The following is a 17,521-nucleotide window of genomic DNA, read 5'->3' on the forward strand; positions in this document are numbered from 1 at the left end:
GTCCTGTCTGTCGATGGCTCTTCATTCGGATCTTCATGCGGATCTTCGCGCGGCCGCCATGCGGCCCTCGTCCGGTCGTCGTCCTGTCGTCCTCTGCCCGACGCCGTGTCAGCGCGGCGCGGGCTCCAGCGTGAGCAGCACCACGTCGTGCGTGCGCATCGGCACGGACTCGCGGTGGCGGCCGTCGCGGCCCACGCGCACCGTGCGTACGCGCTCCGGCTGGTCGACGGTCAGCGCCTGCAGCTTCGCCAGTTGCGCGGCGGACAGCGTGCCCGGTTTGCCGAGTTTCAACCAGGCGGTGTGGGCGTCGTTGGCCTCGTAGCCGGTGCGGTACTGGCGCAAGGTGTAGGTGCCGGGGGTCAGGCCTTGCCAGCGGACCGTCGCCGGTGCGAGCTTCGCGGCCGGACGCACCGCGCCGAAGAAGGGGCGGTTGCTGACGGCCTGGTCCGGCAGCCGCCAGTCCCAGACCAGCGCGGCGACCTTGGCGCCATCGACCGCGGCGAGCGCGCCGGCGTCGACGAGCGGAATCTCGCGGCCGCGCAGCTGTCCGAGGTACTTGTAGGCGAAGAACGCCGGCTTGCGCACGCCTTCGCGCGTGAGCAGGCCGAAACCGCCGTGGAACGGCGCCGGCGGCGGGCCGGCCTCCTCGAACAGGTCGCTGTAGGTCCAGTAGCTCATCGCCTGGGCCAGGCCGCGCGTGAGGCGCAGCTTCTCGAGGATGTAGGGCGCGCTGAGGTAGTCGTCGTGGATCGGGTCGCGCGGGTTGTAGCTGGCGCTCCACTCGGTGATGTAGAGCGGCAGCCCGGGGAAGGGCGACGCCTCGATCTCGGCGCGCACCCGCGTCACGTCGCCGACGATCGCGTCGGGCGAGCGCGACAGCTTGTTGTCGTCCTGGCCGAACTCGTCGAGGAAACCGCCGTCCACGCCGTAGGTGTGCGTGGTGACGAAGTCGACCGGCACGCCCTTGTCCTTGCAGAACGCGAGGAAGGGCACGACCCAGTCGGCCCCGGCCGTCGACGGGCCGCCGACCTTCAACTGCGGATCGACCGCCTTCAGCGCGCGGGCGCTGCGGGCATAGAGGTCGAAGTAGGCGGCCTGGTCGGCGCGTTCCCAGAAGCCGGCGAGGTTGGGCTCGTTCCAGACCTCGAAAGGCCAGCGCCGCACCTCCTCGGCCCCGTAACGCGCGATCAGGTGGCGCGCGAAGGCGTCGACCAGCGCGGTCCACGCCTCGGCCTGCGGATGCGAGGTGTTGCCCTTCCAGTAGAAGATCGTCTGCGGCGAGGTCGCCATCGCGTCCGGCGTGAAGCCGAGCTCGACGAAGGGCCGGATGCCCTTGGCCAGCAGGCCGTCGTAGAGCGTGTCGATGCGGCTGAAGTCGAAGCGCAGGCGGCCGTCGGCGTCCTTCGTGACGGTCTTCAGCGCGTCGTGGAAGATCGCGTGGAAACGCACCGTGCGGAAGCCGAGCTCGTCGGCGACCGTCTTGAGCTGCGCCTGGCTGTCGTCGCGGATCAGCGTGCCGGGGAAGTCGGCGCCGACGGCGTAGTCGAAGCTGCGATCCACCGGCTGGGCGGCCCGCTGGACGTCCACGTCGATGCCGCGGCCGGGCCTGGCGGTCGGGCCGGCGCTCCAGGCGGCGACCGGCGCCAGCGCGAGGGCCAGCGCGGCCATCTTGCGTCTCGAAAGCTTGGGGGACATGGGGAAGGGCGCTCCGTGGAAAGGATCAGGCGGCCAGGCCGCGATAGCGGAAACGGCGGAAGCGCACCTCGCCGGTCCCGGCGCTGAACAGCGCCAGCTTCAGGCTGAGGAAGCCGCCGAAGACGTTGTGGTGGAAGCCGGAGACCTCCATCTGCCAGGGATGCTGTGTCCACGCCCGGCCGTCCGGCGAGGTATGGAAGCTCACGATGTTCTCGCGGTTCGTGACCCGCAGGTGCAGCACGCGCGGGCCGGAGGCGGCCGGCAGCGGCTGGCGCATCCACGAGATCTCCTGGCCGTAGTTGTAGGTGAGCATCTCCCGGGCGCTGGCGCCGATGCCGGCAAAGCAGCGGCCGTCGTAGAACAGCGCCAGGCCGCCGTGCGCGTCGCCGGGGATCTCCATCTCGACGCTCGCTTCATAGCGGCGGTCGCCGACCAGGCAGGTCAGCGGCGAGCAGTCCGCGAGCGAGGTCCCCTTGGCCTTCAGCACCAGCGCGCGGTCCCGCCGCGAGACGCGCGCGGCGTCCCGGGCGTCGGGCGCGAAGAGGGTCCACTGCACCCCCATCCGGTCGGTCTCGAAGTCGTCGGACAGGTCGAAGCCGGCGGGGGAGGGCCGGCCGCCCCGGGGCTTGGGCAGCGGCCGCGCGAGCGTGCCGCCGCGCGCCTTCAGCCAGCCGTCCTTCGTCCATGCCACGGGCTCCAGCAAGGTCTGCCGGCCCAGGGTGCGCATGCCGTTCTCGTAGCCGTGATAGACCATCCACCAGTCCCCGGCGGGGCCCTCGACGACGCTGGCATGGCCGCGCGACCACCAGGGCTCGTCGGCGCTCTGCGTGCGCACGATCGGATTGTGGGGACTGTCCTCCCAGGGGCCGTGGATCGAGCGCGATCGGGCCAGTGTCACCATGTGGCTGGTCGGCGGGCCCGAGGTGCCGCCCACCGCGGCGATCAGATAGAACCACTCGCCGCGGCGCAGGAGCTTCGGACCTTCCGGCGCGAACATCTCCACGACCCAGTCCTGGGGGTATTGCCACGGCGTATAGGCGGGCTCGAGCGCACCGACCGTCGACAGGCCGTCGTCGCTGAGCCGGATCCGGCGCACGCCGTTGACGAAGAGGTAGCGCCGGCCGTCCTCGCCGACGGCGTGGCCGGGATCGATGCAGCCGGTCAGGCCCAGGTCGACGGGCTCGCTCCACGGACCGCGGATGTCGTCGGCATGGATGACGTAGATCCGCGAGCCGTCGTCCTGCATGGCAGGGATGTAGAGGAAATAGCGGCCGTCGTGCTTCACCAGGTCCATGGCCCAGACGGCGCCGATCGGGCGATGCAGCGCGGCGGTCACCGGCGCCCAGTTGACGAGGTCCGTCGAATGCCAGATCACCGCGCCCGGATACGAGGTGAACGAGGAGAAGGTCAGGTAGTAGTCGCTGCCGTCCTTGAGGACGGTCGGATCGGGACGGTCGCCCGGAACGATCGGGTTGCGGTAATGGCCGTTGCCCAGATCGGCCTTGCGCTGGCCCTCGCGGCCCTGCCCGAAGACCGGCGCGGCGGCGGCCGGCATGGCGGTCAGTCCTGCCGCGGCCGAGGCGAGCGTCGCCTGGACGGCGGCTCGTCGGGTGAACGTCAACATGGGTCGTGTCTCCTTGCCGCCTGTCGCCTCGAAGGCGATCTGTCGATCGCGGCACTGGCTCATGTTAGTTCGAGCGCTGTACGAATTAATGAGAGCTAACCCGGAGGCCGGGGCGCCCCGGTCTTCTCCTGTTTTCCCCCGTTTTCTCCCCCTCACTTGAGGCCACCCCTCCGCGATCCTTTCGCGATACGCTGCCCGGAGTGCATGCGGCAAAGGATCCCTGTGAGTCGACTGCAAGGCCAAGGGCACGCGTCCCTCCTGACGGGCCTGTTCCTGGCATCGGTCCTGTCCCTCCCGCCGTCCCCGGCGCTCGCGCTGGATCCGCCCCTGCAGATCACGCAATACGCGCACACGTCCTGGACGGCGCGGGACGGGGCCCTGCTGGGCCTGGTCTTCGCCATGGCCCAGACGCCGGACGGTTATCTGTGGGTCGCCGGGTCCTTCGGCCTGTTCCGATTCGACGGCCTGCGCTTCGTTCCCTGGAAGCCGCCGAAGGGCCAGTCGCTGCCAGACAATCCCTACGCCCTGCTGGTGTCCCGCGACGGCACGCTGTGGATCGGCACCTTCAACGGCCTGGCCAGCTGGAACGGCCAGGCATTGACCCAGTATCCGCAGACCGAAGGCTTCGTGACCTCGCTGCTCGAAGACAGCAGCGGAACGATCTGGGCCGGGCTGCTCGCGAACCCTGGGCGGCTTTGCTCGGTCCGCGACGGACAGGCGCGATGCACGACGCAGGACGGTGGATTCGGAGCGTTCGTCTGGAGCCTGGCGGAGGACGGCGCCGGGACCCTGTGGGCGGGCGCGGAATCCGGCCTCTGGCGGTGGCAGCCCGGCGCCCCCCGGCGATTCGAGACCCCCGGGATGCGCGTGGGCGACTTGAGCACGACCACCGACGGCCAGTTGCTGATCGGCATCCGCGGCGCGGGGCTCAAGCGGATCGTGGACGACCAGCTGGTGGACTATCCGATGCGAAGCGTCCTCAGGCAGGAGGAGCCGATCGCCGACCGCGACATCAAGTCCAACAAGCTGCTGCGGGACCGCGACGGCGGTCTCTGGATCGGCACCGAGGGCCGGGGCATCCTCCATGAGCGGGCGGGCAGGGTGGACACCTTCACCCGGGCGGAGGGTCTCTCGGGCAACATCGCCTGCAGCCTGTTCCAGGATCGGGAGGGCAACATCTGGTTCGGCAGCGAGAAGGGCGTGGACCGCTTTCGCAAGCTCCCGATCACCACCCTCTCCACGCAACAGGGGCTGCCCAACGAGGGGACGAAATCCGTGCTGGCCACGACGGACGGCAGCGTCTGGGTCGCCACCAACGATGGACTGGCCCGGTGGAAGGACGCCAGACCCACGGTCTACAAGGAGCGCGACGGGCTGCCGGATCCGAAGGTGCAGTCCCTGTACGAGGACGTGGACGGACGGCTCTGGGTCAGCACGGGCGGCGGACTCGCCTACCTGGAGAAGGACCGTTTCGTCGCCGTCCCCGGCGTGCCCGCCAAGGAGATCTACTCCATCACCGGAGACGAGGCGGGCAACCTCTGGCTGTCGGGCGACAAGGGTCTGACACGCCTGCACCAGGGCCGCTTCGTCGAGAACATGCCATGGACCGCGCTCGGCCGGCGGCAACAGGCCAAGGTCGTCGTGGCCGATCGAGGCGGCGTCTGGCTGGCCTTCTGGCAGGACGGCGGCGTCCTGTACGTCAAGGACGGGAAGATCCAGGCGACCTACACGTCCGCGCAAGGGCTGGGTGCGGGCCACGTCGCGGGTCTGCGCATCGATGCCGACGGCGCGTTGTGGGCGGCCACGGAGGAGGGCGGCCTCAGCCGGATCCAGGACGGCCGCGTCACGACGCTCACGGTGGGCAACGGCCTGCCCTGCAACACGATCCACTGGTCGCTGTCGGACGACCACGGATCGCTGTGGATGTATGCGGCCTGCGGGCTCGTCCGGGTGCTGAAGGACGATCTGGCCGCCTGGGTGGCCGACCCGACCCGCAAGATCGCCGCCAAGGTCTGGGGCGCCACGGACGGCGTCCCGCTGCTGGCCTTCTCGCCGGCCTACTTCAACCCGCCGGTGGCGAAGGCCCGCGACGGCAGGTTCTGGTTCGTGTCGGGGGCGGACGTGCACGTGGTCGACCCCGATCACCTGCCCATCAATCCGCTGCCGCCACCGGTGCACATCGTGACGCTCGTGGCCGATCAGACGCCCCATGAGGTCAAGGACGGGCTTCGTCTGCCTCCGCTGATCCGCGACATCACGATCGACTTCGTCGCGCTGAGTCTCGTCGATCCGACGAACACCCGCTTCCACTACCGGCTGGAGGGACACGACGACGACTGGCAGGAAGCCTTCGACAGGCGCCAGGCCACCTACACGAACCTGGCGCCGGGCAGCTATCGCTTCCATGTGAAGGCGTCCAACAACAGCGGCGTCTGGAATGAGGAGGGCGCGCAGTTGGCGTTCTCGATCCAGCCGGCCTTCTATCAGACGACCTGGTTCCGCGTGGCCGCCGCGGCCGTGCTCGTCGCCCTGGCCTGGGCCGGCTTCCAGGCCTGGCTTCACATGCGCATCCGGCGCCTGCATCAGCAGTTCGAAGCGACGCTGGAGGCGCGCGTGGCCGAACGCACCAGCATCGCCCGCGACCTGCACGACACCCTGTTGCAGCGCTTCAACGGCCTGCTGTTGCAGTTCCAGGCCGCGTTCAACCTCCTGCCCGATCGCCCGCGTGAATCGAAGCAGGTCCTTGCGGGCGCGATCGACCAGGTGGCCGAGGCGATCACGGAAGGCCGCGACACCGTGCAAGGCTTGCGCACATCGGCCCAGGAGAAGAACGACCTGCCGGACGCCTTGCGCGCGCTGGCGCAGGAGCTCGCGAACGAGGACGGTCACATGGCGGCATCGCGGGTCGAGGCGCGGGTCGACGTGGAGGTCAAGGTGCAAGGCTCGCCGCGGTCGCTGCATCCGCTCGTGCGCGCCGAGACCTTCCGCATCGCCGGGGAGGCGATGCGAAACGCCGTCCACCACGCCGATGCCGGACGCGTCGACGTGGAGATCGACTACGACGTGCGCGAGTTGCGCGTGCGGGTACGCGACGACGGCAAGGGGATCGACCCGGAGGTGCTGCGCATGGGGGAGAAGCAAGGGCACTACGGCTTGAACGGCATGCGCGAGCGCGCCGCGCTGGTCGGCGGCAGGCTCGAGGTTCGCAGCAGCCCCGACGCGGGCACGGAGGTGGTGTTCAGCACCCCCGCATCGCGGGCGTATAGTCCTGTCACATCGGCACGGTCGTGGCTCCATCACAAGAAGTTCTCGCCCAACGAGGTCGGCGAATGACCGAAGTTCTGACGCGCATCCAGGTGCTCTGTGTCGACGATCATCCGATCGTGCGGCAAGGCATTGCGACACTGCTTTCCGTCGAGTCGGACATGACCCTCGTGGCGGAAGCGTCGAACGGTCGCGAGGCGATCCTGCAGTTCCGGACACACCGGCCGGACGTCACGCTCATGGACCTGCAGATGCCCGGGATGGGCGGTCTCGACGCCATCGCCGCGATCCGGGCCGAGTTCCCCGACGCCCGGATCATCGTGCTCACCACCTTTGCCGACGACGCCCAGGCGCAGCGCGCGCTGCAGTCCGGCGCCCGGGGCTACCTGCTGAAGAACGCCCTGCACAAGGAGCTGCTCGACGCCATCCGCGCCGTGCATGCCGGCCGCATGGCGCTGCCTTCCGAAGCCTCGTTCGAGCTGGCCGGGCAGGTCACGGACGAGGCGCTCACCCCGGCCGAGATCAGCGTCCTGCGATTCATCGCGCAGGGCAACGCCTACCAGGAGATTGCCTCGGCGCTCGGCCTCAGCGAAGCGACGGTCGAAGGGCAGGTGCAAAGCATCCTGTCGAAGCTCGACGCCCAGGATCGCGCGCAGGCCGACAGGACCGAGCTCGATCGCGGGATGCTCCAGACCGAGCGGGCCGCCCGGCATGCGGCCGAGGCCGCCAACCGCGCCAAGAGCGAGTTCCTCGCCGGCATGAGCCACGAGTTGCGCACGCCGCTGAACGGTGTTCTCGGCTACGCGCAACTGCTGAGCATGGAAGGGGGCCTCAGCGCCCGTCAGGCGCGCGGGCTGGACACGATCCACCAGAGCGGCCTGCACCTGCTGGCGCTGATCAACGACATCCTCGACCTGGCGCGCATCGAGGCGGGCCACACGGCGTCGAATCCGGCGCCGGTGAACCTGTCCGACGCGCTGCGGCGCGTGGTGAACCTGATGCGGGTGAAGGCGGACGAGAAGCGCCTGGCGTTCCAGTTCGACGCCGGGACGGGCCTGCCGGCGGGCGTGCTCGTCGACGAGCGCCGGCTGCGCCAGGTGTTGCTCAACCTGCTGGGCAATGCGATCAAGTTCACCGACAGCGGCACGGTCTGCTTGCGTGCCTCCGCCGGGCCGAGGAACGCCGCGCACGTGCTGCTGCGACTGGAGGTGGAGGACACCGGCGTCGGCATGCGACCGGAGGACCTGGGACGCATCTTCGAGCCCTTCGTGCAGGTGGGCGACGCGCGGCATCGCACCGGCGGCAGCGGTCTGGGCCTGGCGATCACGCGAGCGCTGGTGAACGACATGGGCGGGCAGATGCAGGTCAGCAGCGTCTTCGGCAGCGGCACGCGTTTCTGCGTGGAGCTGCCGTTGCCCACGGCGGAGGCCCCGGCGCAGGACGCGCCCCACACGACGGCCGGCGTGCCGCGTTACCTGGGTGCGCCGAGGCGGGTGCTGGTGGTCGACGACGTGGAGGGGAACCGCACGCTGATGTGCGATTTCCTCACGAACGCCGGATTTGAAGTGGCGCAGGCGGCCGACGGCGACGAACTGGCGGTGGCCGCGACGCGCTTCCGGCCGGACCTGATCCTGATCGACAGCCTGATGCCGTCGATGGACGGCATGGAGGCCACGCGCCGGCTGCGTCGGGATGCCGATCTGTCGACGGTGCCCGTGATCGCGATTTCGGCCTCGGCCACGGCCGAACACCGCGCCGCCTGCCTGCAGGCCGGCGTGAACGTGTTCCTGACCAAGCGGGGTCCCTGAAGGAACTGCAGGTCCACATCGGCGAACAGCTCGGTCTGCAGTGGATCGAGGCGCCGACGGGCGCGGGCTGACGGGCGCGGGCTGACGGCCGGCGTGCCGTCGCGTCCGGCGGCGGCGCTGTTCATTCGCGGTTCATTTTCGACTCATGGCGGGTTCATGAGGGATTTCCAGAATCGATGGTGCGCCAGGGACAGCCTGTTCCCGGCGCGGCACCTCACGGTGCCCGTGCTCAACGACCGATCTGGAGTTTCCTCACATGACCGTTTCCGCCCGTCACCGCGACGCCACCGATGTCCGCCCCGCTTCGGGCCGCGTGCCGCGAGCCCTGTGGGCCCCCGCGCTGGCCGCGCTGATGCTCGGCGCCATGGGCACTTCCGCCTCGGCCCAGGATCGCGCGACGTCCGCGCCTGTCTGCGCCAGCGCCGACAAGGCGCAGATCGCGGCGCTCTTCGACCGCTGGAACGCCTCGCTCGCGACCGGCAACCCGGACCGCGTCACGGCCAACTATGCGCCCGACGCCGTGCTGCTGCCCACCGTCACCAATGAGCCGCGCGCCACGCCGGCCGACATTCGCGACTACTTCGTGAAGTTCCTGAAGGACAAGCCGCAGGGCACGATCGACAAGCGCTTCATCAAGATCGGCTGCAACGTGGCGCAGGACGTCGGCACCTACACCTTCCGCTTCGGCAGTGGCGCGACCGTGAAGGCCCGATACACCTACGTGTACGAGTGGAACGACGGCCAATGGCTGATCGCGCATCACCATTCGTCGGCGATGCCGGAGACGGCGTCCCGATGAGACGGCGCCCGCCGCGATCCTCGGCGATGGCGGCGGGCGCACAAGGCGCTCGATGCGCGAGTTCCTAGAATCCGCGCCCATGTATCGACTGAGATTGACCTTGGCCCTGGCCGCCATGCTGGCGCTGGTCTGCGTGCAGGCCGCATTCGTCCACTGGGGCGCGGTGCGTGTGGACAGCTATGCCGCGCACAGCCGCCTGACCAGCGATCTGTTGTCGGAGCTGCTCGACCTGTCGGCCAACAAGCAGCGCTTGCGCAATTGGGCCGCGCAGCAGGTGATGGGCGCCGACGCGTTGCCCGCGACGCGCGAGAAGCTGCTCGGGGACATGGAAGCCGGCGCGGACCGGCTGGCCGAGATGTCGCGCCGCCACCTGGCGTCCTGGCAGCGCATGGCCGCCACGGACGGCGGCACGATTCCGGAAGAGGTCACGCAACTGGTGGAGATCAGCCGACTGCTGGGTGACAACATCGCGCAGTTGCACAGCCAGCTGCACGACCTGCAGCCGCAGCGCGACCGCACGGCGTTCGACGCGGTCTGGCACCAGCTGAACCAGGTCTTCGACATGACCCACGGTCGGGACCTGCGCGATCTGCTCAACCGGGCGATCGAGCATCAGCGCCGCGCGGTGCCCATCGCGCGGGCCGCGACCGAGGACGGGATCGCGCGGCTGCGCGGCCAGGCCGTGCTCATGATCGGCGTGACCTTCGCGCTGGCGCTCGCGCTGTACGTGCATCTGAGCCGCCATCTCAAGCGCCCGCTGGACGCGCTGCTGGCCGGCACGCAGGCGCTGCAGGCCGGGCACCTCCACCACCGCATCCCGGTGGAATCCAGCGACGAGTTCGGTCGCGTCTCCGCGCATTTCAACGCGATGGCGCACGAGCTCCAGCTGCATCGTGAAGCGGCCGAGGCCGTGCGGCAGCGCCTCGAGGACCAGGTCCGCGCCCGTACCCACGAGCTCGAGGAGGCGCATCAACGTCTCCAGGGCCTCGATCAACGCCGGCGTCAGCTCTTCGCCGACCTGGGCCATGAACTGCGCACCCCGGCCACCGTCATCCGCGGCGAGGCCGACCTCGCCTTGCGCGCCGCGACGCTGCCGGCGGCCGACTACCGCGTCGCATTCGGCCGCATCGTCTCGGCGGTCAAGCAGCTCACCGGTCTGGTCGACGATCTGATGCTGGTCGCTCGCGCCGAGGCGGACGAGCTCGATCTCGTGCTGGAACGCATCGCGCTCGCGCCGCTGATGGACGATGCCGTCGCGCAGGCGCGCACGCTGGCCGCGACGCATCGGCAGCGCATCGAGACGAGCCCGGTGCAGGCCGACATCGTCGTGCACGTCGACCCGGTCCGGCTGCGGCAGGCGCTCATGATCGTCATCGACAACGCGGTCCGCTACTCCCGCCCTGATGGCACGGTGCGCGTGGACTGGGCATTGCGCGACGACGACATCGTGCTGAGCGTGCGCGACGAGGGCATCGGCATCGCCGCCGAAGAGCTGGGGCAGGTGTTCGAGCGCTTTGTCCGCGGCGCGCGCGCACGGCGCCATCGGGCCGACGGCACCGGCATCGGCCTGTCCATCGCGAAAGCCATCCTGGATGCCCACGGCGGGCGCATCGACATCGACAGCCGGGTCGACGTCGGCACCACGGTCCGGCTGGTGCTTCCTTTCTCACGGCCCGTCTGACACCCTCGTTCCCCGCCGGGTCCTTCCGTCCGGTTCCCTGTTTCCCCACCTTCCCCTGTCCGCCCCGATTCCCCGCACCCATCGACCATGAACCGCCATCTGCTCGTCATCGAGGACGACCCTCGCATCGCCGATTTCCTCTCGCGCGGCCTGACCGCGGAGGGCTACGCCGTGGACATCGCCACCACCGGTCCCGACGGCCTGGCCCGCGTGCGCGCCGGGGACTTCAGGCTGGTCATCCTCGACCTGATGCTGCCGGGCCTGGGCGGCCTGGAACTTTGTCAGACGCTGCGCGCGGAAGGATGCCAGGTGCCGATCCTGATGCTCACCGCCATGGACGGCGCGGAGAACAAGGTGCGCGGCCTGCGCCTGGGCGCCGACGACTACCTGACCAAGCCCTTCGATTTCGAGGAGCTGCTCGCGCGCCTGGTCGCGCTCCAGCGTCGCGGGCGCGAGCAGCGCATCGATGCGACCACGCTGCAGGTCGCCGACCTGGTCTTCGACCGGGAGAAGATGCAGGTCAGCCGCGCCGGCCGGCCGGTGGCGTTGACGGCCAAGGAACTCGCTTTCCTGGAGCTGTTGATGAGCGCCCCGGGGCGGCTCTTCAGCCGCGAGCGCATCCTGTCCAACGTGTGGGGCGTGAACGTCGATCCGCTGACCAATATCGTGGACGTCTACGTGCGCCGGCTGCGCGCCAAGATCGACGAAGGGAATCCGCTGCCGCTGCTCAAGACGGTGCGGGGACTCGGCTACCGCCTCGACGACAGTCCGGCCTAGGCGGGCCGTCGCCGGCATTCGTCGCCTCCCGATGCTTCGCCGCTCGCCATGACATCCGGCTGGAGAAGGCGTGGAATTGATCACCTGCCCGGACGACCCTCGCGGGGCGCCAGCCGCACAGGCGGCTAGTCTTCCGGGCTGACGGTGCGGCGTCGTTGACGACGCGAGCAAGGATCCGAGGAGCCCGACAGGAGGACAGATGGTGAATGCCTGGCGCCACCGAGCGATGCAGGGCGCGATCGCGTGGTTCGCAGCGCTCGGCGTGGGGAGCGCTTCTGCGGAGCAGATGAACCTGCGCGAATTCGGCCAGGCGGACGGACTGCAGAACCTGTCCATCAACGCGCTGGCGCAGGACGCGCCGGGGCTGCTGTGGGCGGGAACGGACAACGGCCTGTATCGCCATGACGGCGCTCGCATCGTCCGCGTGGGCTCGAGCGAGATCCGCAGCGTCACCTCGTTGGCGGCCGGCGGCGCCAATCTCTGGATCAGCTCCCAGTCCCGACTGTGGCTCTGGCGGGAAGGGCGGCTGCGATCCGCCCCATTGCCCAAGGACACGGAGATCGGCGTCTACGCGCAGTCCCTGGCGGCGGTCGACGACGAGGCCTGGCTGACCACCGACAAGGGGCTACTGCACGTGTCCTTCGACCCGACGGCCGGGACATTGCAGACGACCGTCGCCCGCACGCCCGAGCAGCTCGGCGTCCGGCTGAACCGGCCGCTGCAGGTCTTCAGCGTCCTGCGTGATCGCGACGGCAGCCTCTGGCTGGGCTGCGGCGAAGCGATCTGCCGACTCCGGGGCGATGTCCTCACCCAGTGGGCCGTCGATCGCGGCGTTCCGGACCGGCGGGAATGGTCCTCGCTGCTGCAGGCGGAGGACGGCAGCATCTGGGCCCGCGCGCGGGGGGCGCTGATCCAGCTCGTGGATCCAGCGGGCAATTTCGCGGACAGGACGCCGCCTGGCACGCGGGACGATGCGATGAATCAGTATCCGCTGGTGCAGGACGCCTCAGGCCGCGTCCTCACCGCGTCCCAGGAGGGACTGTTGCGGTGGAACGGGCAGGGCTGGGCGCTGTTCGGCCGGCACCAGGGCTTGCCCGGGGACGGGCGTCTCATCGCGCTGATGAGCGACCGCGAAGGCGAACTCTGGATGGGGCTGCGCGGGACGGGTCTCCTGCACTGGCAGGGCTATGGCCGCTGGGTCAACTGGAGCGCCGCCGATGGTCTGCCCAACGATGTGGTCTGGTCGATCCTGCGGGTCGGCGGCGGCGGTGGCCGCACCGGAGCGGGGGACCTGTATGTGAGCACCGGACGCGGCGTGGGCGTCTTCGATCCGAAGGCGGAACGCTTCCGCCAGGTCGCCCTCCGGCACAAGCGCGACATCTCGCAACTGGTGCCGGACGGGGAGGGCGGGCTCTGGGGCATCACGCCGGGCGGCGCGCTGCATCGGATACGGGATCGTCGTGCGCAGGGCGTCCCCATCGCCCCGCGCGGTCCGGAGGACGGTTTTCTGCGGGCGATGCGGGCCCGGGACGGTGCCTTCTGGCTGATGACGACGCAACAGACCTTGAGATGGCCACAAGGTCCGGTGGGCCAGCCGCAGGTCCTGCCCGGCCCCCGCGGGCAGGCCAAGAGCTTCGAGGACCTCTGCGACACGGACGATCGCACCGTGTGGATGGCCGGCTGGCAGGGCGTCGCCAGCCAGCGCGACGATGTCTGGTCACCTCAGGTGCCCATGAAGGAAGGCGCCGGCATGCTGGCCTGTCTGGCGGACGGCACCGTGATGGCCGTCAGCGGATACGGCGAACTCTGGCATCTCCGACGCGACGGCTCGACCCTCAAGGCCGAACGCATCGCCAGTCCGGCGCTCGAAGGGCGGCAGGTGATGTCGATCCTCGCGGACAGCCGGCGCTGGCTCTGGTTCGGGACCGATGCCGGCCTGGTCGTCTGGAACGGCACGCAATGGAAGGTGCTGGATCAGTCCCATGGGCTCATCGGGAACGACACCTCCGGCTTCGCGCTGTACGAGGACTCGGACAGCTCGCTGTGGGTGGGCACCAGCCGGGGGCTGTCTCACCTGGTGGATCCCTCCGCGGTGTTCGCCAAGGCGATCCGTCCGCCGCTGCTGCTGTCGGCCCTGCATGGCAGCGATCCCCGCCCCGTGCGGGATGGCGAGGCGCTCCCCTGGTCGCAGGACCGCTTCCACCTGCTGCTGGCCCCCGCGCAGTTCTCGGACCCCAGCCTGCGCATCGAGTACCGCCTGGCGGGGCGCGATGAACTCTGGTTTCCGGCGCCACATGCGGAGATCGAACTGACCGGGCTGGCGCCCGGGTCGTACCAGATCGAGGCTCGCAGCGCCGATCCCGACAGCGGTGCGCGGTCGCAGCCGATTTCCTTTTCCTTCACGCTCGATCCCCCCTGGTGGGCCACGGGCTGGGCCCGCGCGCTGGGGCTGCTGCTGCTGCTCGGGCTGGTCTACGGCATCCATCGATGGCGCCGGCGACAGTGGCACCATCAGCAGCTGCGACTGGAGGCCGTGGTCCGCGAGCGGACGCAGGCCTTGGAGGATTCCCGTGCCCAGCTCGAAGTGCTGGCGAGTCGCGACGCGCTGACCGGCGTGTGGAATCGCCGTGCGCTCCTGGAGGTGCTCGACCGCGAGGTGACGCGGGCGGGGCGCGAGCGTTTGCCGTTGAGCGTCGTGATCATCGACATCGATCACTTCAAGCGCGTCAATGACACGTACGGACATCCGGCTGGCGATGCGGTGTTGAGGACCTTCGCCGAGCGGCTGAGCGGCGAGATTCGTCCGTACGACGCGGTCGGGCGTCTGGGCGGCGAGGAGTTCATGCTGGTGCTGCCGGGCATGGACCTGAACGAAGCGGCGGACCGCGAGCGGCTGTGCCGCATGCAGGTCGAGGTCAACCGCGAGCCGACCGCCATCGGCCGGGTGACGAGTTCCTTCGGCGCGGCGATGTTCGGTGGAGCGCTGACGACGGGCGAGACGCTGCTCGAGGCCGCCGACCAGGCGCTGTATCGCGCCAAGAACAGCGGACGCAACCGGGTGGCCTTCCACGAGGACGTCCCGTGTGACAGCCCACGGGCCGATGACCGGGCGCAGTTGACCGAGAGGATTGAGGCCCCGTGAGGCCGCTCGCCCGCGTGTCCTCCAGGCCGGGCGGCTACCGGAGCCCCATGCCTTGGACTACAGTCGTTCCTGGGCGCACGACCACCGCAGAGCCTGGCGTGCACGGCAGGGGGCAAGCCGACCAGCGCCTTGATCCATGAGCGCGAGCACGACTCGATTGCTGGGGCGAAGGGACTGCCTGCGCGCGTTGGCATCGCTGGCGGCGCCCCTGTGTGTTTCCGTTCCGGCGCTGGCGGCGCGGCCCCGCCTCCTGCGCTTCACCTTCTCGCGACGATTCGATGATCCGCGGACGCAGTGGCTCATTGCGGTCTACCGCGAGGCGCTCGCTTCACTCGGCGTGGGGTTCGAGTTCCTGGACGTGCCCGCGGGGCGGGCGCCGCTCGCCATCGAGGCCGGCGAGGCGGACGGCGAGCTCGGCAGGACCCGGGCTTACGGCGACCTCTATCCGTCGCTGGTGCGCGTGCCGGAAGCGAACAACACCGTCGAGTTCGCCGTGTACGCGGCGGGCGATTCCGGCCTGGCCGACTTTCCCGGGTGGTCCGCGGTGCGGGCCCAGGGGTTGACGTGCGAGCACCGGCGAGGCATCCAGGAACTCGCCGCCCTGCTGGCCCGCGAGGCCGCACCCGGGCATGTGTCGACCGTGACCACCATAGAACAAGGCGTCCGGCGGCTGCAGCTCAAGCGTGTCGCGCTCTACTTCGACGTGCAGGAGGCCGTCCAGGACTACCTCGCGTTCGGTGATGCCAGTCCGCAGGTCCGGGCCGGTCCGGCGCCGAGTCTGCTGCGCATCGTCGAATCCACGACCGGCCATGCCTATCTGCATCGCCGGCACGAGGCCTTCGTGCCGACGCTGTCCGACACGCTCCAGAACATGAAGCGGCAGGGCATCGTGGCCCGCCTTCGCGAGGAGGCCTTGCAACGATTCCTGGCGGCCCGCGCGCGCTGACACGGGCGATGCCGAGCGCCGCCTCGAAGGCGCCTACTTGCAGACGTTCGCGTCGATCGCCGACCCGTCCCACAGGCGCTTGAGGTTGTTGTACTTGTCGAGCGACACGCTCTGCCAGTCATCCAGCAGGATGCCGCCGGTGTCGCCGGAGTTGGGGTTCCACGACCAGTAGAAGAAGTTGCGCACGCCCTTGCACTTCATCCAGTCCACCATCTTGATCTGCCATTGGCGATCCTTGTCGGTGAAGCGGCCGCCGAACTCGCCGAGCACCACGGCATTCGTCCCCATGAACCGGCCGAACTGGTTCTGCCAGATGGCCGGCATGTTGTTCGGGAAGCCCGTGCCGTCGCCGAAGTAGGGCTGCGCGCTCACCGACGGCCCGTAGATGTGCGGCGACAGCACCAGGCGGTTGCGCGGGATCCGGGTGGCGTCGATCGGATAGCAGGCCACCGGCTCGATGTTGCCGCCCCACCAGTGCGGGTCGGGGTTCTCGCAACGGCCCTGGTTGTCGGACACCCCCTCGACGAACACCAGCAGCTTGCTGTTGATGCCCAGCACCGCGCTGCCGGCGCGCTCGGCGGCGAGCTTCCAGTCGTTGTCGATGTTGCCCGTGCCCCAGAAGGCGCCGGAGCCGCCGGTGCTGTGCGGCTCGTTCTTCAGGTCGATCGCGAAGACGTTGGGCACGTTGCGGTAACGGTCGGCGACGAACTGCACGTCGGCGACCCACTGGTCCAGCGAATAGCCGGGAATCTGCGGCGTCGTGGAGATCGCGTTGCAGTCCGGCCGATGGTGGTCGAGCAGGATGTAGAAGCCGCGCGTCGCGAACTCGGCCACGATGCGGTCCATCACCTGGAGCGGCGTCTTGTTGGCCAGGTCGGGGTTCACGCTGGTGTTCAGCGCGCCGCTGGGGCGGCCCGTGGAACGCAGCGTCGTCGGGCAGAAGGGCAGGCGCACCGCGTTGAATCCCAGGTCCTTCATCTGGGCAATCATGTCCTTGTAGTTGCGCTGCCAGAGGCCGTGCGCGACCAGGTCCGGTGTCTCGAAGCCGAACCAGTTGACGCCCCGGATCGAGACCGCCGTGCCCTGGTTGTCCAGGATGCGACCGTCGGCCGCGACGCTGAACGGCAGCTTGAATTGCCCCGTGGCCGGAACGGACAGATCGCCGGCAGGCGCTGGCGCTGGCGCTGGCGCAGGCGCAGGCGCAGGTGCAGGTGCAGGCGCAGGTGCAGGCGCAGGTGCAGGTGCAGGCGCAGGCGCAGGCGCAGGTGCAGGCGCAGGCGCAGGTGCAGGTGCAGGTGCAGGTGCAGGCGCAGGTGCAGGCGCGGGCGCGGGGGCACTGGCCTCGGCGATGCGGAAGGAGGCGGCGCTGGGTGCCGTGCCCGTGCCGCAGAAGCCGACCTCGAAGCTCTGGCTCGGGGCGACCGGCGAGTTCCAACTCGTGCCGGTGACCGCCACGGTGGTCGCGGACTCGTTCTTGAACTGGCCGTTCCAGCTGCCGTTCAGTTGCCCGTTGGGCAGCTCGAAGCGCAAGGTCCAGACGCCGCTGGCCGTGGTGCCGGGATTGCGGATGCTGACCCGGGAGCAGAAGCCGCCGGACCAGAGGTCCTGGGTGACGTTCAGGCTGAGCGCCGCATAGGCGGGCGCGATGGCGCCGAAGGCGAGGGCGACGAGGCTGGCTCGTTGGACGAATCGACGTGGAACTGGATGCATGGCGGTCCGTGAACGAAGTGCAGGGGCGGGTGAGCGCATGCAGTGTCCGAAGTTCCGATGTGCGTGTCTCGCAAA

Annotated in this window: 10 protein-coding genes; 7 read left to right on the forward strand and 3 right to left on the reverse strand. The window is 69.6% G+C overall.

Annotated features, from left to right (window positions below; all coding sequences use genetic code 11):
• Positions 1–108: 108 nt before the first annotated feature.
• Together AC1VNM_RS07770 and AC1VNM_RS07775 are read right to left on the reverse strand one after the other, a co-directional pair.
• Positions 109–1,695 (reverse strand): GH39 family glycosyl hydrolase, encoded by a 1,587-nt coding sequence (locus AC1VNM_RS07770; protein WP_483106472.1) that lies wholly within the window; start codon positions 1,693–1,695, stop codon positions 109–111.
• 25 nt (positions 1,696–1,720) lie between these two features.
• Complete coding sequence (locus AC1VNM_RS07775; protein WP_483106473.1) at positions 1,721–3,319, reverse strand: family 43 glycosylhydrolase; 1,599 nt, start codon at positions 3,317–3,319, stop codon at positions 1,721–1,723.
• Between the two features lie 222 nt (positions 3,320–3,541).
• On the opposite strand from AC1VNM_RS07775, the gene AC1VNM_RS07780 reads away from it, so the two are divergent.
• The 7 genes from AC1VNM_RS07780 to AC1VNM_RS07810 all read left to right on the forward strand — a co-directional run bounded on the left by AC1VNM_RS07780 (position 3,542) and on the right by AC1VNM_RS07810 (position 15,736).
• On the forward strand, positions 3,542–6,652 hold the full coding sequence (locus AC1VNM_RS07780; protein WP_483106474.1) for a sensor histidine kinase: 3,111 nt from the start codon (positions 3,542–3,544) through the stop codon (positions 6,650–6,652).
• The gene (locus AC1VNM_RS07785) at positions 6,649–8,391 is read left to right on the forward strand and encodes a response regulator (RefSeq protein WP_483106475.1); all 1,743 of its coding nucleotides are present in this window, start codon (positions 6,649–6,651) and stop codon (positions 8,389–8,391) included. Before AC1VNM_RS07780 ends, AC1VNM_RS07785 begins: the two co-directional genes overlap by 4 nt.
• A gap of 352 nt (positions 8,392–8,743) precedes the next feature.
• Positions 8,744–9,190 carry an SgcJ/EcaC family oxidoreductase gene (locus AC1VNM_RS07790; protein ID WP_377161902.1) on the forward strand — a complete coding sequence of 149 codons (447 nt, stop codon included), beginning with the start codon at positions 8,744–8,746 and terminating at the stop codon, positions 9,188–9,190.
• A gap of 79 nt (positions 9,191–9,269) precedes the next feature.
• Positions 9,270–10,871, forward strand: coding sequence for a sensor histidine kinase (locus AC1VNM_RS07795; protein WP_483106476.1), 1,602 nt, complete (start codon positions 9,270–9,272; stop codon positions 10,869–10,871).
• Between the two features lie 87 nt (positions 10,872–10,958).
• On the forward strand, positions 10,959–11,648 hold the full coding sequence (locus tag AC1VNM_RS07800) for a response regulator transcription factor (RefSeq protein WP_483106477.1): 690 nt from the start codon (positions 10,959–10,961) through the stop codon (positions 11,646–11,648).
• 199 nt (positions 11,649–11,847) lie between these two features.
• Complete coding sequence (locus AC1VNM_RS07805) at positions 11,848–14,790, forward strand: ligand-binding sensor domain-containing diguanylate cyclase (protein WP_483106478.1); 2,943 nt, start codon at positions 11,848–11,850, stop codon at positions 14,788–14,790.
• Between the two features lie 136 nt (positions 14,791–14,926).
• Positions 14,927–15,736 (forward strand): hypothetical protein, encoded by an 810-nt coding sequence (locus AC1VNM_RS07810; protein WP_483106479.1) that lies wholly within the window; start codon positions 14,927–14,929, stop codon positions 15,734–15,736.
• A gap of 33 nt (positions 15,737–15,769) precedes the next feature.
• Here AC1VNM_RS07810 and AC1VNM_RS07815 read toward each other — a convergent pair whose 3' ends face one another.
• The gene (locus AC1VNM_RS07815; protein WP_483106480.1) at positions 15,770–17,446 is read right to left on the reverse strand and encodes a cellulase family glycosylhydrolase; all 1,677 of its coding nucleotides are present in this window, start codon (positions 17,444–17,446) and stop codon (positions 15,770–15,772) included.
• Between the last annotated feature and the right edge of the window lie 75 nt (positions 17,447–17,521).

Source organism: Mitsuaria sp. MSU3D (assembly GCF_056867975.1).

Coding starts and splice junctions, on each gene's coding strand:
- AC1VNM_RS07790 (WP_377161902.1), top strand. CDS start 8,744: ATGCTCGGCGCCATGGGCACTTCCGCCTCGGCCCAGGATCGCGCGACG.
- AC1VNM_RS07810 (WP_483106479.1), top strand. CDS start 14,927: ATGAGCGCGAGCACGACTCGATTGCTGGGGCGAAGGGACTGCCTGCGC.
- AC1VNM_RS07770 (WP_483106472.1), bottom strand. CDS start 1,695: ATGTCCCCCAAGCTTTCGAGACGCAAGATGGCCGCGCTGGCCCTCGCG.
- AC1VNM_RS07815 (WP_483106480.1), bottom strand. CDS start 17,446: ATGCATCCAGTTCCACGTCGATTCGTCCAACGAGCCAGCCTCGTCGCC.
- AC1VNM_RS07775 (WP_483106473.1), bottom strand. CDS start 3,319: ATGTTGACGTTCACCCGACGAGCCGCCGTCCAGGCGACGCTCGCCTCG.
- AC1VNM_RS07805 (WP_483106478.1), top strand. CDS start 11,848: ATGGTGAATGCCTGGCGCCACCGAGCGATGCAGGGCGCGATCGCGTGG.
- AC1VNM_RS07800 (WP_483106477.1), top strand. CDS start 10,959: ATGAACCGCCATCTGCTCGTCATCGAGGACGACCCTCGCATCGCCGAT.
- AC1VNM_RS07785 (WP_483106475.1), top strand. CDS start 6,649: ATGACCGAAGTTCTGACGCGCATCCAGGTGCTCTGTGTCGACGATCAT.
- AC1VNM_RS07795 (WP_483106476.1), top strand. CDS start 9,270: ATGTATCGACTGAGATTGACCTTGGCCCTGGCCGCCATGCTGGCGCTG.